General features: G+C 72.0%; 12 protein-coding genes. 8 read left to right on the plus strand and 4 right to left on the minus strand.

Translation table 11 applies throughout. From position 1 onward, the window contains the following. A complete protein-coding gene (gene miaB / locus ACH4F2_RS26970; RefSeq protein ID WP_398135333.1) occupies window positions 1-1,518 on the plus strand; it encodes a tRNA (N6-isopentenyl adenosine(37)-C2)-methylthiotransferase MiaB in 1,518 nt (505 codons plus the stop codon). A gap of 49 nt (window positions 1,519-1,567) precedes the next feature. Continuing rightward, window positions 1,568-2,296 carry a class III extradiol dioxygenase subunit B-like domain-containing protein gene (locus ACH4F2_RS26975; RefSeq protein WP_398135334.1) on the plus strand — a complete coding sequence of 243 codons (729 nt, stop codon included), beginning with the start codon at window positions 1,568-1,570 and terminating at the stop codon, window positions 2,294-2,296. A 291-nt stretch (window positions 2,297-2,587) separates the two neighbouring features. Here the strand turns inward: ACH4F2_RS26975 and ACH4F2_RS26980 are convergent, their stop codons facing one another. After that, window positions 2,588-2,869: an antitoxin gene (locus ACH4F2_RS26980; RefSeq protein WP_398135335.1), complete on the minus strand. Its 282-nt coding sequence runs from the start codon at window positions 2,867-2,869 to the stop codon at window positions 2,588-2,590. A 24-nt stretch (window positions 2,870-2,893) separates the two neighbouring features. Beyond that, window positions 2,894-3,130 carry a hypothetical protein gene (locus ACH4F2_RS26985; RefSeq protein WP_398135336.1) on the minus strand — a complete coding sequence of 79 codons (237 nt, stop codon included), beginning with the start codon at window positions 3,128-3,130 and terminating at the stop codon, window positions 2,894-2,896. Between the two features lie 231 nt (window positions 3,131-3,361). Here ACH4F2_RS26985 and miaA point away from each other — a divergent pair, with 231 nt between their 5' ends. The 6 genes from miaA (at window position 3,362) to hflX (ending at window position 11,677) form a co-directional block, all read left to right on the plus strand. Then, the gene (gene miaA / locus ACH4F2_RS26990; protein ID WP_398135337.1) at window positions 3,362-4,300 is read left to right on the plus strand and encodes a tRNA (adenosine(37)-N6)-dimethylallyltransferase MiaA; all 939 of its coding nucleotides are present in this window, start codon (window positions 3,362-3,364) and stop codon (window positions 4,298-4,300) included. 108 nt (window positions 4,301-4,408) lie between these two features. Continuing rightward, a complete protein-coding gene (locus ACH4F2_RS26995; RefSeq protein ID WP_398135403.1) occupies window positions 4,409-4,909 on the plus strand; it encodes a hypothetical protein in 501 nt (166 codons plus the stop codon). A 106-nt stretch (window positions 4,910-5,015) separates the two neighbouring features. Continuing rightward, window positions 5,016-5,909, plus strand: a complete 894-nt coding sequence (gene dapF, locus ACH4F2_RS27000) for a diaminopimelate epimerase (protein ID WP_398135338.1) — start codon at window positions 5,016-5,018, stop codon at window positions 5,907-5,909. A gap of 242 nt (window positions 5,910-6,151) precedes the next feature. Next, a complete protein-coding gene (locus ACH4F2_RS27005; RefSeq protein WP_398135339.1) occupies window positions 6,152-8,320 on the plus strand; it encodes a RelA/SpoT family protein in 2,169 nt (722 codons plus the stop codon). Window positions 8,321-8,510: 190 nt separating this feature from the next. After that, window positions 8,511-10,037 carry a M1 family metallopeptidase gene (locus ACH4F2_RS27010; RefSeq protein ID WP_398135340.1) on the plus strand — a complete coding sequence of 509 codons (1,527 nt, stop codon included), beginning with the start codon at window positions 8,511-8,513 and terminating at the stop codon, window positions 10,035-10,037. A 146-nt stretch (window positions 10,038-10,183) separates the two neighbouring features. Next, window positions 10,184-11,677, plus strand: a complete 1,494-nt coding sequence (hflX, locus tag ACH4F2_RS27015) for a GTPase HflX (protein WP_398135341.1) — start codon at window positions 10,184-10,186, stop codon at window positions 11,675-11,677. Between the two features lie 90 nt (window positions 11,678-11,767). Here the strand turns inward: hflX and ACH4F2_RS27020 are convergent, their stop codons facing one another. Then, window positions 11,768-12,985 carry a trypsin-like serine peptidase gene (locus ACH4F2_RS27020; RefSeq protein WP_398135342.1) on the minus strand — a complete coding sequence of 406 codons (1,218 nt, stop codon included), beginning with the start codon at window positions 12,983-12,985 and terminating at the stop codon, window positions 11,768-11,770. A gap of 184 nt (window positions 12,986-13,169) precedes the next feature. Beyond that, a complete protein-coding gene (locus ACH4F2_RS27025; RefSeq protein WP_398135343.1) occupies window positions 13,170-14,399 on the minus strand; it encodes a trypsin-like serine peptidase in 1,230 nt (409 codons plus the stop codon). Window positions 14,400-14,726: the final 327 nt, after the last annotated feature.

Raw genomic sequence — 14,726 nt, forward strand, 5'->3', positions numbered from 1 at the left:
ATGAGCAGCATCGACCGGAGCCAGTCAGTGGGCGGCACACGCACCTATGAAGTACGCACCTACGGGTGCCAGATGAACGTCCACGACTCCGAGCGATTGTCCGGTCTGCTGGAGGACGCGGGCTACGTCCGTGCCCCCGAGGGTGCCGACGGCGACGCGGACGTTGTCGTCTTCAACACCTGCGCCGTACGGGAGAACGCCGACAACAAGCTGTACGGCAACCTCGGCCACCTCGCCCCGAAGAAGGCGAGCCGGCCCGGCATGCAGATCGCCGTCGGCGGCTGCCTGGCGCAGAAGGACCGCGACACCATCGTGAAGCGGGCGCCCTGGGTGGACGTCGTCTTCGGCACGCACAACATCGGCAAGCTGCCGGTGCTGCTGGAGCGCGCCCGCGTGCAGGAGGATGCGCAGGTCGAGATCGCCGAGTCCCTGGAGGCGTTCCCGTCCACGCTGCCGACCCGGCGCGAGAGCGCGTACGCGGCCTGGGTCTCCATCTCCGTCGGCTGCAACAACACCTGCACCTTCTGCATCGTCCCGGCGCTGCGCGGCAAGGAGAAGGACCGGCGTCCCGGAGACATCCTCGCCGAGGTCGAGGCCCTGGTCGCCGAGGGCGTCAGTGAGATCACCCTCCTCGGACAGAACGTCAACGCCTACGGCTCCGACATCGGCGACCGCGAAGCCTTCAGCAAGCTGCTGCGCGCCTGCGGGACGATCGAGGGCCTGGAGCGCGTCCGCTTCACCTCCCCGCACCCGCGCGACTTCACCGACGACGTCATCGCCGCCATGGCCGAGACGCCCAATGCGATGCCGCAGCTGCACATGCCGCTCCAGTCCGGCTCCGACCCGGTGCTGAAGGCGATGCGCCGCTCGTACCGGCAGGAGCGCTACCTCGGGATCATCGAGAAGGTGCGCGCCGCCATTCCGCACGCGGCGATCACCACCGACATCATCGTGGGCTTTCCCGGCGAGACCGAGGAGGACTTCGAGCAGACCCTGCATGTGGTGCGCGAGGCCCGGTTCGCCCAGGCCTTCACCTTCCAGTACTCCAAGCGGCCCGGCACCCCGGCCGCCGAGATGGAGAACCAGATCCCCAAGGCGGTCGTCCAAGAGCGCTACGAGCGTCTCGTCGCCCTCCAGGAGGAGATCTCCTGGGAGGAGAACAAGAAGCAGGTCGGCCGCACCCTGGAGCTGATGGTCGCCGAGGGCGAGGGCCGCAAGGACGGCTCCACGCACCGCCTCTCCGGCCGCGCCCCCGACAACCGCCTGGTGCACTTCACCAAGCCCGGCCAGGAGGTACGGCCGGGCGACGTGGTGACGGTCGAGATCACCTACGCCGCCCCGCACCACCTCCTCGCCGAGGGTGAGGCGCTCGACGTGCGCCGCACGCGCGCGGGCGACGCCTGGGAGAAGCGCAACGCGGCCGAGCAGGCCAAGCCCGTGGGTGTGATGCTCGGCCTGCCGAAGGTCGGCGCTCCCGATCCCCAGCCCGCCGTGGCGAGCGGCTGCGGCTGCGACTGACCGCAGGGCGGGCGGCCGCTGACGGCGGTGCGGGGTTACGCTGCCGATCATGCTTGTCGCCGTCGCTGTCTGCCCTTGTCCGCCGCTCCTCGTGCCGGAGGTCGCCGCGGGTGCCGGACCCGAACTGGACGCCGCGCGTGCCGCGTGCACGGACGCGCTGGGCGTGCTCGCCGCCGCCCGGCCCGACCGGCTCGTGGTCGTCGGCCCCGCCAACGGTGCCGACGCCGGGCCCGAGGCCTACCCGCAGGGCGCGCGGGGCTCCTTCCGCGGCTTCGGCGTGGACCTGGAGGTGAGCCTGGGCCCGGACGCCGGTACGCAGGCGGAGCGGACCGAGCCGCAGCTGCCGTACGGGCTGGCCGTGGGCGCCTGGCTGCTCGGACGGAGCGGGTGGGCCGACGCACCCGTCGAGGGCATCGGTGTCGGGGAGGCCCTCCCCGGCGAGCGCTGCGCCGCCATCGGACGGGACGTCGCCGCTCGGGCCGGGCGGGTGGCCCTGCTGGTGCTGGGCGACGCCAGCGCATGCCGCACCCTCAAGGCCCCCGGATACCTCGACGAGCGGGCGGCACCCTTCGATGCCGAGGCGGGGCGCGCGCTGGGAGCGGCGGACGTGGCCGCCCTCGCGGCGCTGGACGCCGCACTCGCCCGCGAGCTCAAGGTGTCCGGCCGGGCCCCCTGGCAGGTCCTGGCGGGCGCGGCCGAGGGCACGGACCTCGCCGGCACGCTGCTGTACGAGGACGCGCCGTACGGGGTCGGGTACGTCGCGGCCACCTGGTCGTAGACAGGGCGGTCGAGGGGCGCCACCGGGCCGTCGTGAAACGTCGAGGGGCGCCGCCGGGCCCTCTGGAAACGTTGGCAGGCGGTCGAGGACCGTCGCAGGGCCGTCGGCACATTGGCTGGGCGGTCAAGGGCGGTCAAGGGCGGTCGAGCGTGGCCGAGACGGGCGGTCGGCAGGGAGTGACGCGGCCGCCGGACGCCGTCCACGCATGAGCCGGCGGACGGTCCGGAGCTGAGCCGCTCGTGACCGTCCGCCGATGCGCCGGTGACCCGCCGGTGCGCCGGGGCGCGCGGGTCAGGAAGCCGGAGGCGGCCCTGTCGGCGGGCTGGTGCCCGGTGTGCCGCCGCCTCCGTCCGTGGTGCCGGTGTCCTTGTGGGCGAGCCGGTCCATGGCGCCCTTGGCCTTGCCGGTGCCCGTCTGGATCCGGTCGCTGTACTTGCCCTTGGTCCTCTCGTCGACGGTCCTCGCCACCTTGTCGAGACCGCGGTCGATCTTGTCCCCGTGCTGCTGCGCGAGGTCGGAGACCTTGCCCTTCGCCGGTCCCAGTCTGGCCTTCAAGTTGTCCATGAGACCCATGGTTCGCCCTCCCTCACGGGGCAGTCAGGTGCGGGCGCCCTTGTCGGCCTCGTTGTCGACGGCCTCACCGGCGGACTGCTGCTTGGGGATGCCGACGCTCTCCGAGTCGGCGGCGTCCGCCGCGCCGGTGGCCTCGTCGGCCTGCGTGGCCTCCGCGGTGTTCCGGGGTCCGGCGTCGGCCGTTTCCGCGGCTTCCGTCGTCTTCTCCTCAGCAGCACGCTCGGGCTCCGGGGTGACGGCCGGCGTCTCGGCGGCCGTCATCTCCTCCGTGGTCTTCGGCCTCCGAAAAAGCCGTGCAAAAACGCCCATATCAACTCCATAGGTTACTCGTGCGGGCGAAATCCCGCGGCATCCGGTGCGTCCGTTTGCGTGGCCGGGGCCGTGGCCCCGGTGGTCCGGGGCGCGGGAACCTCGCAACGGGCAACGATCCCGGCCCCGTGCCGTCACGTAACTCGTTCGAGGGCCGGGTGAGAGGTTTGCGAGACTGGTGCGGTGAGCAGCGCACCCCCCGCCCCCCGCGTCATCGCCGTAGTCGGACCCACCGCGGCCGGAAAGTCCGATCTGGGCGTCTTCCTGGCCCAGCGGCTCGGCGGTGAAGTCGTCAACGCCGACTCCATGCAGCTCTACCGTGGGATGGACATCGGAACCGCCAAGCTGACGCCCGAGGAGCGCGGTGGCGTCCCGCACCACCTTCTCGACATCTGGGACGTGACGGTCGCGGCATCCGTCGCCGAGTACCAGCGGCTGGCGCGGGAGCGCATCGACGCGCTGCTCGCCGAGGGCCGCTGGCCGATCCTCGTCGGCGGCTCCGGCCTCTACGTCCGCGGAGCCGTCGACAACCTGGAGTTCCCCGGCACCGACCCCGAGGTCAGGGCCCGACTGGAGCAGGAGCTGGAACTGCTGGGCCCGGGAGAGCTGCACGCCCGCCTGGCCGCCGCCGACCCGGAGGCCGGGCAGGCCATCCTGCCCGGTAACGGGCGCCGGATCGTGCGCGCCCTGGAGGTGATCGAGATCACCGGCAGGCCCTTCACCGCCAACCTCCCCGGCCACGACTCCGTCTACGACACCGTGCAGATCGGCGTCGACGTGGCGCGCCCCGAACTGGACGAGCGCATCGCCCGCCGGGTCGACCGGATGTGGGAGGCGGGTCTGGTCGACGAGGTGCGCGCACTCGAGGCGCAGGGGTTGCGCGAGGGGCGTACGGCGTCGCGCGCGCTCGGCTACCAGCAGGTACTCGCGGCGCTCGCCGGTGAGTGCACGCTCGACGAGGCGCGGGCCGAGACCGTCCGTGCCACCAAACGCTTCGCGCGCCGTCAGGATTCGTGGTTCAGGCGCGACCCCCGGGTGCACTGGTTGAGTGGGGCTGTGGCGGATCGCACGGAACTTCCGCAGCTCGCCCTGTCGTTGGTCGAACGACCGGTTACAGCCTGATCACGTGATGGCATCGGGACGCCCCGGCCGTCATCCGGGTCTTCGGCGGCGTGCCATCATCGAGCTTCGATCGACCGAGTGAGTCCTAGTTGGGAGGGGCGCGTGGCGATGGAGGCCGGCCCTCACAACACCGCACCGAGCACCGAGCACGGCACCGCCGACCACGGCGCACCGGAGCCGGACGGAGGTGCTCTGAGCCCCGACGGCCCCGACGAGGCGCGGGAGGGCGTGACCACCGACGGTCCCGAGCCCGACGAGATGTACGGGGACGAGGTCGAGGTCGAGCTGCGTCCGCAGCGACGGCTGCGGATCTGGCAGCTCGCGCCCATCGTGTGCCTGGCCGCGGTCGGCTCCCTGATGTTCGCCTTCCCACTCGCCTTCGACTTCGGCGACAGCGGCGCCGTGATCGCGATGCTGGGACTGCTGATCTGCTCCTGCGCGGCCGGCTGGGGCATGATGGCCGCCCGCCGGGTCGGCTACACCTGGCCGGGCCTGCCGCAACGCGGCTCGGGACGCCGTGCCGACTGGCGGATGATCCTCCTGTACGCCCTGGCGGTCGCCGCCGTCGTCGTCCTGGCCGTGTGGCGGGTGGCCCGCCTGCGCGGCTGACACGCGCCCGCCGACCCGGTGCCGGCAGGCCACGGGCCCGCACCCCCGTCCACGTGCGCGCCCCCGCTCCGCGTCGTCCGTCGTACCCACGCCGTACGATCGAGGAATGAGCACGCGGATCGCCTTCCTCAAGGGCCACGGTACCGAGAACGACTTCGTGATCGTTCCGGATCCGGAGAACGCCATCGACCTGCCCCCCGCTGCCGCCGCCGCCCTGTGCGACCGCCGCGCGGGCATCGGCGGCGACGGACTGCTGCACGTGGTGCGGTCCGCGGCACACCCCGAGGCCAGGGGCATGGCGGCCGAGGCCGAGTGGTTCATGGACTACCGCAACGGCGACGGTTCGGTCGCGGAGATGTGCGGCAACGGCGTGCGGGTCTTCGCGCGCTACCTCCAGCGCGCCGGGTACGTCACCGAGGGCGACCTGGCCGTCGCCACGCGCGGGGGCGTGAAGACCGTGCACATCGCCAAGACCGCGTCCGGCAACGGCACCGCCGAGGGGGACATCACCGTCGGCATGGGCCGTGCCCTGCTCCCCGAGGGCGACGTCGTGGTGAGCGTCGACGGGCGCAGCTGGCCCGCGCGGAACGTGAACATGGGCAACCCCCACGCGGTCGCCTTCGTCGCCGACCTCGCCCACGCGGGCGACCTGCACTCCCCGCCGCCCTACGAGCCCGCCACCGCCTACCCGGACGGCGTCAACGTGGAGTTCGTGGCCGACCGAGGCCCTCGCCACGTCGCGATGCGCGTGCACGAGCGCGGTTCCGGTGAGACCCGCTCCTGCGGCACGGGCGCGTGCGCCGTCGCTGTCGCCGCCGCCCGCAGGGACGGTGCCGACCCGGCGGTCACCGGCACGCCTGTGACGTACACCGTCGACGTGCCCGGCGGCACCCTGGTGATCACCGAGCGTCCCGACGGCGAGATCGAGATGACTGGCCCCGCCGTGATCGTCGCCGAGGGCGAGTTCGACTCCGGTTGGCTGGGAGGGGTACTCGCCTGAACCGCAAGCCCGGTCCGTGACTCAGACCAGATCATCGGTCCGTGACACTCAGTGCGAAAACGTAAACCCTCGGACCATCGCTCGAATGGGTGATCCGTTTCACGCTCGGCGAGAGGCGGTCGGCCGCACGTGATCGGCTCGATAGCATCAAGCACCGGCCCGGACGGGGGACCGACACCATCCCCTGAGCCGTGTCCGCCCTGGGATACCCCGTCCGCCGGTCCGTGCAGCCGGAGGTGCCCATGAATGCGGAGGCCGTGAATCCAGCGAGCCCAGGCCCTGTGACGCCCGCAGCCACCGGCGCGGCCGTGCCGACGGCGCCCCGCAGAAGGGCCCGGCCCCGGATCGACCTGCGCCGCCTGGGCCGCGCCGCACTGCTCGGCTCCGCCGCCCGCGGACGGCTGCCCGACGCCATCGGCCATGTCGCCGAGGCGCACCGCGCCCACCACCCCGACGCCGACCTCGACCTGCTGCGCCGCGCCTACGTGCTCGCCGAGTCCTCGCACCGCGGCCAGATGCGCAAGAGCGGCGAGCCGTACATCACCCACCCCCTCGCCGTCACCCTGATCCTCGCCGAACTCGGCGCGGAGACCACCACGCTGACCGCCTCCCTCCTCCATGACACCGTCGAGGACACCGAGGTGACCCTCGACCAGGTCGGCGAACAGTTCGGCGCCGAGGTCCGCTACCTCGTCGACGGTGTCACCAAGCTGGAGAAGGTCGACTACGGAGCCGCCGCCGAGCCCGAGACCTTCCGCAAGATGCTCCTCGCCACCGGCAACGACGTCCGCGTGATGTCGATCAAACTCGCCGACCGGCTGCACAACATGCGCACCCTCGGCGTCATGCGCCGCGAGAAACAGGAGCGCATCGCCAAGGTGACCCGGGACGTGCTCATCCCGCTCGCCGAACGGCTCGGCGTGCAGGCGCTCAAGTCCGAGCTGGAGGACCTCGTCTTCGCGGTCATGCACCCCGAGGAGTACCAGCGCACGCGGGAGCTGGTCGACGAGAACGCCGCCCGCGCGGACGACCCGCTCGCCGCCGTCGCCGACGAGGTACGGGGCGTGCTGCGCGAGGCCGACATCCCGGCCGAAGTCCTTATCCGGCCCCGTCACTTCGTCTCCGTGCACCGCGTCTCCCGCAAACGCGGCCGGCTCGGCGGCGCGGACTTCGGCCGCCTCCTGGTGCTCGTACAGGAGGACGCCGACTGCTACGCCGTTCTGGGTGAACTGCACACCTGCATGACGCCCGTCGTCTCGGAGTTCAAGGACTTCATCGCCGTACCCAAGTTCAACCTGTACCAGTCGCTGCACACCGCGGTGGCCCGCGCGCAGGACGGTCAGGTCGTCGAGGTCCTCATCCGCACCCATCAGATGCACAAGGTCGCCGAGGCCGGTGTCGTCGCGCTCGGCAATCCCTACGCCCCGCCGTCGGAGGAGCAGGCCGCGGGCGACGGCGAGCGCGCCGACCCGACCCGGCCCGGCTGGCTCTCCCGGCTGCTCGACTGGCAACGCGGCGCCCCCGACCCCGACACCTTCTGGTCCACCCTCCGCGAGGACCTCGCCCAGGACCGCGAGATCACCGTCTTCCGGCCCGACGGCGGCACCCTCGGCCTGCCCGAGGGCGCGACCTGCGTGGACGCCGCGTACGCCCAGTACGGTGAGGACGCGCACGCGACCATGGGCGCCCGGGTCAACGGCCGTCTGGCGACCATGAGCACGGTGCTGCGGGACGGCGACACCGTGCAGCTCCTGATGGGCCAGGACCCCGCGTCCGAGCCCTCCAGACAGTGGCTGGAGCACGCCCACACGCCCGCCGCGCGGATCGCCATCCAGCGCCGGCTCGCGGCCCAGCCGGAGCCGGCGCCCGCCGACGTGGAGGAGGCGCCCCGCGGCCCCGCCGCCGGCGACGCACCCGCCGCGCGCCCCACGCCCGGTGGACCGGCCGTCCGCCCGGCCTCCGCCGACGTCCTCGTCGACCCGCCGGGCGCGACCGTACGGCTGGCCGGCTGCTGCACCCCCGTACCGCCCGACGAGATCACCGGCTTCGCCGTGCGCGGGGGCGTGGTGACCGTGCACCGCGCGGAGTGCGCCGTGGTGGCGCGCATGAAGAGCGCGGGGCGCGCGGAGGTCGGCGTGCGCTGGGGGGAGAGCAGCCAGTGCCGGGTCACCCTGCTCGCCGAATCGTTCGGCCGCCCGCACCTCCTGGCCGACCTCACGGAGGCCATGGCCGTCGCGGGCGCCGAGATCGTCTCCGCGACCGTCGAGCCCCCCGACCGGCAGCGGGTCCGTCACACCTACACGGTCCTGCTCCCGGACGCGGCCCGGCTGCCCGCCCTCATGCGCGCGATGCGAGACGTGGCCGGAGTGTACGACGTGAGCAGAGCGCAACCGCAGACCACGGGTGTCTGAGCCGGACCGGACGTCAGGCCAGCGGGTTCCAGCCGGGCCGCGGGTGTCTGAGCCGGACCGGACGTCAGGCCAGCGGGTTCCAGCCGGGCCGCGGGTGTCTGAGCCGGACCGGCCGCCGGGAAGTACCCGTTCGGGTGCTCCGGGCGCGCGCCGTCGCCGCAGGGCACGCGCGCGCTGATAGCCGTGGGGCATGCTGCACACCCCTCACACCCCGAATCCGCGAACCCGCGAGGGAGTCCGCCGCCGGCTCAGGGCCGCGGCGCTGCTCGCCTCGGCCGTCTCCGTCTGCCTGGTCGCCGCGAGCGCCCCGCCGGCCCCCCTGGGCGTCGGCGACCGGCTCTTCCCGCACCTGGGCAACCCCGGTTACGACGTGACGGCGTACGACCTCTCCTTCACCTACTCCGGCAGCAACAGCGAGCCGCTGAAGGCCGTCACCACCATCGACGCCCGGACGACGGCCCACCTGGACCGGGTCAACCTCGACTTCGCCCACGGCAAAGTCGAGTCCGTCGAGGTCGACGGCGAGCCGGCCGGCTTCGCCACGGCCGGCGAGGACCTCGTCGTCACGCCGGAGGGCGCGCTCGGCGAGGGGGAGCGGATGCGGATCACCGTGCGGCACACCAGCGACCCCGTGTACCCGGAGGACCGGGCGGGCGGCTGGGTGCGCACCGCCGACGGCCTCGCCATGGCCAACCAGGCCGACGTCGCCCACCTGGTGTTCCCCTGCAACGACCACCCCTCCGACAAGGCCCGGTTCACCTTCCGTGTCACCGCCCCCGACGGGCTCACGGCCGTCGCGACCGGTCTGCCGGCCGGCGTGGACCGGGCCGGTGGATCGACCACCTGGACGTACCGGACCGGGCATCCCATGGCCACCGAGCTGGCCCAGGTCTCCATCGGCCGCTCCACGGTGCTGCACCGCACCGGCCCGCACGGACTGCCCGTCCGGGACGTCGTGCCGACGCAGCACCGCGCGGCGCTGGAACCGTGGCTGAAGAAGACCCCCGGCCAGATCGCCTGGATGGAGGAGAAGGTCGGGCGCTACCCCTTCGAGACGTACGGCCTGCTCATGGCCGACGCCAGCACCGGTTTCGCACTCGAGACCCAGACGCTCTCCCTCTTCGAACGGGAGCTCTTCACCGAGCCCGGCTACCCGAAGTGGTACGTCGAGTCGATCATGGTGCATGAGCTGGCCCACCAGTGGTTCGGCAACAGCGTCAGTCCGGGTACCTGGTCCGACCTGTGGCTGAACGAGGGACACGCCACCTGGTACGAGGCGCTGTACGCGGAGGAAACCGCTGACCGGCTCATCGAGGCGCGCATGAAGGACGCCTACGGTGCCTCCGACCGCTGGCGCACGGCGGGCGGTCCGCCGGCCGCCCCCAAGCCGCCCACGTCCGGCAGCAAGACCGGCATTTTCCGGTCCAACGTCTACGACGGCGCGGCGCTCGTCCTCTACGCCCTGCGCCAGGAGATCGGCCACCCGGCCTTCGAGCGCGTCGAACGCGCGTGGGTCACCCGGCACCGGGACGGCTCGGCGACGACCGCCGACTTCGTCCGGCTCGCCTCCGAGATCTCCGGCCGCGGCCTGGGCGACTTCTTCCAGGCCTGGCTGTACGGGGAGAAGACCCCGCCGATGCCCGGCCACCCGGACTGGAAACCCATGGCCGCCGATCAGGCCCCGAAGGCCGCCCCCGGGAAGGCACACCGGGAATAAGCCGGTGACGAGACGGCCCGTGCCGTGCGACCATCTTCGGGACGGCACGGCAGGGGCCGCGGGAATCTCCCCGGCGGCTCGCGCGTTGTGCCCAGTGTCGCGGTATCAGCGCCGCGCGACTCGTTCCCCGGCTACGTAAGGATCCAATGACCTTCTCTTCTTCCCCCTCCCAGGACACCAAGCGTCTCGCGCAGACCCACCCCGAGGGCCTTCGGGCCGATGCCCTGATGGAAGAGGACGTCGCCTGGAGCCACGAGATCGACCAGAAGTGGGACGGCGAGCAGTTCGACCGATCCGACCGCGCGGCTCTGCGCCGGGTGGCGGGCCTGTCCACCGAGCTCGAGGACGTCACGGAGGTCGAGTACCGCCAGCTCCGCCTGGAGCGGGTCGTCCTCGTCGGCGTGTGGACCTCGGGCACCGTGCAGGACGCGGAGAACAGCCTCGCCGAGCTGGCCGCCCTCGCGGAGACCGCCGGCGCCCTCGTGCTCGACGGCGTCGTCCAGCGCCGCGACAAGCCCGACGCCGCCACGTACATCGGCTCCGGCAAGGCCGAGGAGCTGCGGGACGTCGTACACGACACGGGCGCGGACACCGTCATCTGCGACGGTGAGCTCAGCCCGGGCCAGCTGATCCACCTCGAGGACGTCGTCAAGGTCAAGGTCATCGACCGCACGGCCCTGATCCTGGACATCTTCGCCCAGCACGCCAAGTCCCGAGAGGGCAAGGCGCAGGTCGCACTCGCGCAGATGCAGTACATGCTGCCGCGGCTGCGCGGCTGGGGACAGTCGCTGTCCCGGCAGATGGGCGGCGGCAAGGGCGGCGGGCTCGCCACCCGTGGTCCCGGTGAGACCAAGATCGAGACGGACCGGCGCCGCATCCGCGAGAAGATGGCGAAGATGCGCCGGGAGATCGCGGAGATGAAGACCGGCCGCGAGATCAAGCGCCAGGAGCGCAAGCGCCACAAGGTTCCGTCCGTCGCCATCGCGGGCTACACCAACGCCGGCAAGTCCTCGCTGCTCAACCGCCTCACGGGCGCGGGCGTGCTGGTGGAGAACGCGCTGTTCGCCACCCTCGACCCGACCGTGCGCCGTGCGGAGACGCCGAGCGGACGGCTGTACACCCTGGCGGACACCGTCGGCTTCGTCCGGCACCTGCCGCACCACCTGGTCGAGGCGTTCCGCTCCACGATGGAGGAGGTCGGCGACTCCGACCTGATCCTGCACGTGGTGGACGGCGCGCACCCGGCTCCGGAGGAGCAGCTGGCCGCCGTGCGCGAGGTGATCAGGGACGTCGGCGCCACCGACGTACCCGAGATCGTCGTGATCAACAAGGCCGACATGGCCGACCCGCTGGTGCTCCAGCGGCTGATGCGGGTCGAGAAGCGGTCCATCGCCGTCTCGGCACGCACCGGCCAGGGCATCGACGAGCTGCTCGCCCTGATCGACAACGAGCTGCCGCACCCGTCGGTCGAGATCGAGGCGCTCGTGCCGTACACCCACGGCAAGCTGGTCGCCCGTGCGCACGACGAGGGCGAGGTGATCTCCGAGGAGCACACCCCGGAGGGCACCCTGCTCAAGGTGCGGGTGCACGAGGAACTGGCGGCGGAGCTCACGCCGCACGTTCCCACGCCCGCGCTCTGACCCGTGGGCTGACGTACACGCGAGAAGGCCCGCTTCCGCACATCGCGGAGGCGGGCCTTCTCCATGCCGAGGTGCCGAGACCCCGTGCGGTCACTGACCGCCGTACGTCCTGCTCATGTTCTGGTACATCGCCTCGGCCTCCCGGCCCAGCTGCGGGCCCGCCAGCCAGGTGTTGTCCAGCGGGCCGATCGAGGTGTTCGACACCAGCCGGGTCTCGCCGTCCACCACCCTGAACCAGCCGCCGCCGGACGAACCACCGGTCATGGTGCAGCCGATGCGGTACATCGTCGGCAGCGACGGGCTCAGCGACAGCCGGCCGGGCCGGTCGACGCACTTGAACATCGTCAGGCCGTTGTACGGAGCTGCGGCCGGGTAGCCCCAGGCGCCCATGCTGGCGACCTCGGTCGCGGAGGGAGTGGAGAAGTCCACCTCCAGCGCGGCGCCGACCGTCTCCTCGAGGGACTTGCTGCCCTGCTCCGGCTTCACATGAAGCACGGAGTAGTCGTACGCGGCCCCGTCACCGCCGTCCTCCGCACCGCCTGCGATCCACTGGTTCGAGGTCGACGCCCAGTCGGCCCACCAGGTCCCGTACGGGGCCATCTCGGTGGTCGTCGCGCCCGCCAGTTCCGTCTCGGACTTGCCGAGGTCGTTGTACGACGGCACGAACGCGATGTTGCGGTACCAGCCACCGCTGCCACCGGCGTGCACGCAGTGGCCCGCCGTCCATACCAGGTTGGACCTGCCCGGGTGGTTCGCGTCCTTGATGACGGTGCCGGAGCAGACCATCGACCCCTCGGGGCCGTCGAAGAAGACCTTGCCGACCGGGGCGGCGTTGTCGTGGTACGGGGTCGTCTCTGCCACGGCATCGACGGGCGCCGGCTCCGGGTCGGTGGCGCCCTGGTCGGCGGAGGTGTCCTTGGTCGTGACGGTCTTGTCGGCCTCCTTCGCGGACCGCATCCGGTCCGGCTTCCACAGGCCCTCGATCACCGGGTTGACGAAGTCCTTGGCCTCACTGAGCCACTTGTCCTTGTCCCAGTCCTTCCAGCCGCCGTCCTTCCACCGGTCGACGTCGATACCGTGCTCCTTGAGCCGGTCCGCGAGGTCGGCCGGGAGCTGAACCCCGCCGTCACCCAAGTCGCCGGCGCCGGCGGCCTGGGAGGTGCCCCCGCTGGGCTTGGCGTCGGCCTCGTCCTTCTCCGAACCGCCGCAGGCGGTCGCGGTGAGCGCCAGGGCGGCGACGAGACCGGTGGCGGCGAGTGCGGTGCGCCGCCGGTGCCGCGGAGCGGCGGGCGCGGATACGGAACGCATGGTGGAGACCCCCGTTGGAACGTATGAATGTCAACCTCCGAACGTCGACGTACGAGCGCCGACGTACGAATGTCGGACGTACGAATGTCGATGTACGAATGGGACGGGTCGGGAGGTGGGACGTCGGACTCGTCGCCGACGCACCCCACCGCCCTCCGAACTGAGCGCCGTCATCAGCGCTCGATCACTGACCGGCGAACTTCGCGCTCACCGCGTCGAACACACCCTTGGCCTCCTCGCCCAGCCGCGGACCGGCCAGCCAGCCGGCCGTCACCGGGCCGATCGAGGTGTTGGACACCAGCGCCGGCTTGCCGTCGGACCCGGCCGCGACCCAGCCACCGCCGGACGAACCGCCGGTCATGGTGCAGCCGATGCGGTACATCGTCGGGTCGGAGGCGCTGATCGACAGCCGACCGGGCTTGTCCTCGCACTGGAACAGCTTCTGACCGTCGTACGGCGGCGCGGCCGGGTAGCCGATCGCCTTCATGCTCTCGACCTGCGGCACGGCGGGCGCGTCGAAGTCCACCGGAAGCGCCGCGCCGACCGTCTCCTGCAGCGACTTGCCGTCGCTGCCCTTCTCCGGCGTCACATGGATGACGGCATAGTCGTGCGAGGCGCCGTCACCGCCCGTCGCGCCGCCCTGCTCGATCCACTGGTCCGAGGTCTGGGCCCAGTCGCCCCACCAGACGCCGTACGGAGCGACCTCCTCCTTGGTGGCGTTCTGAAGTTCCTCGGTCGACTTGCCGGCGTCGTTGTACGACGGCACGAAGGCGATGTTGCGGTACCAACCGCCCTTCTTGCCCGCGTGCACGCAGTGGCCGGCCGTCCACACCAGGTTGGACTTGCCGGGGTTGGCCGGGTCCTCCACGACGGTCGCCGAGCAGACCATCGAGCCCTGGGGGGAGTCGAAGAGCAGCTTGCCCGCGGTGGCGGCGCTGTCGTGGTACTTGGGCGGCACGGCCTGCGCCTGCACCGGCTGCGGCTCCGGATCGGTGACGCCCTGATCACCGGAGAGGTCACTGTCGTCGACCTCCTGCTCGGGCTGCTCGGCCTCCCGCATGCGGTCCGGGTCCCACAGGTCCTCGATGATCGGGTTGACGAAGTCCTGCGCCTCGCGCAGCCAGTCGTCCTTGTTCCAGTTCTTCCAGGCGCCGTTCTTCCACTCGTCGACGTCGATCCCGTGTTCCTTGAGCTTGTCCTTGATGTGGTCCGGGATCCGGATCTCGCCGTTGCCGCCGTCCGCGGCGGACGCGGAGGCCGAGGCGTCGCCGCCCGCCTCGGCGTCGCCGGACTCGCAGGCGGTGGCGGTGAGTGCGAGCGCCGAGACGAGCGCCACGGTGACCGGCACAGGGGACGCGCCGCGCCGCCCGCGCCTGTGCCCGCGCGTGGTGAACGACGGCCGTATGGATCGCATGGTGGTGACTCCCCCTACTGCTGTGAACTGCACTGGAACGGCACCACACACTATTGGTTCGCTGTGGGGGAAGCCCGGTGGAACGGCAACGGTTTCGCTACGAGCGGGCTGCGGTTCGAGGCGCGGCCGAACGCTGCGTGCCGGAGCGTTGCGCACGGCGCCTGTGTCGGCGAACGAGTCGGTTACCTCAGGACCCGCGGCTGTCGCCACGACCCGGCGGGGATCTCCAGGCAACCCGTAACCCGGCGGACGGTCCACGGTTGTAGCGGTGGGGGGCCTGCTGTCCGGGTGCGGTCCTCCGTGCCGAGGGCGACCCGGCGCGTCGGG

Source organism: Streptomyces sp. NPDC017890 (genome assembly GCF_044328675.1).
Lineage (GTDB): Bacteria > Actinomycetota > Actinomycetes > Streptomycetales > Streptomycetaceae > Streptomyces.

Excerpts from the sequence above, each read along its gene's own strand:
- miaB (WP_398135333.1), top strand. The coding sequence starts at position 1 with ATGAGCAGCATCGACCGGAGCCAGTCAGTGGGCGGCACACGCACCTAT.
- ACH4F2_RS26975 (WP_398135334.1), top strand. The coding sequence starts at position 1,568 with ATGCTTGTCGCCGTCGCTGTCTGCCCTTGTCCGCCGCTCCTCGTGCCG.
- ACH4F2_RS26980 (WP_398135335.1), bottom strand. The coding sequence starts at position 2,869 with ATGGGTCTCATGGACAACTTGAAGGCCAGACTGGGACCGGCGAAGGGC.
- ACH4F2_RS26985 (WP_398135336.1), bottom strand. The coding sequence starts at position 3,130 with ATGACGGCCGCCGAGACGCCGGCCGTCACCCCGGAGCCCGAGCGTGCT.
- ACH4F2_RS26995 (WP_398135403.1), top strand. The coding sequence starts at position 4,409 with ATGGAGGCCGGCCCTCACAACACCGCACCGAGCACCGAGCACGGCACC.
- dapF (WP_398135338.1), top strand. The coding sequence starts at position 5,016 with ATGAGCACGCGGATCGCCTTCCTCAAGGGCCACGGTACCGAGAACGAC.
- ACH4F2_RS27005 (WP_398135339.1), top strand. The coding sequence starts at position 6,152 with ATGAATGCGGAGGCCGTGAATCCAGCGAGCCCAGGCCCTGTGACGCCC.
- ACH4F2_RS27010 (WP_398135340.1), top strand. The coding sequence starts at position 8,511 with ATGCTGCACACCCCTCACACCCCGAATCCGCGAACCCGCGAGGGAGTC.
- hflX (WP_398135341.1), top strand. The coding sequence starts at position 10,184 with ATGACCTTCTCTTCTTCCCCCTCCCAGGACACCAAGCGTCTCGCGCAG.
- ACH4F2_RS27020 (WP_398135342.1), bottom strand. The coding sequence starts at position 12,985 with ATGCGTTCCGTATCCGCGCCCGCCGCTCCGCGGCACCGGCGGCGCACC.
- ACH4F2_RS27025 (WP_398135343.1), bottom strand. The coding sequence starts at position 14,399 with ATGCGATCCATACGGCCGTCGTTCACCACGCGCGGGCACAGGCGCGGG.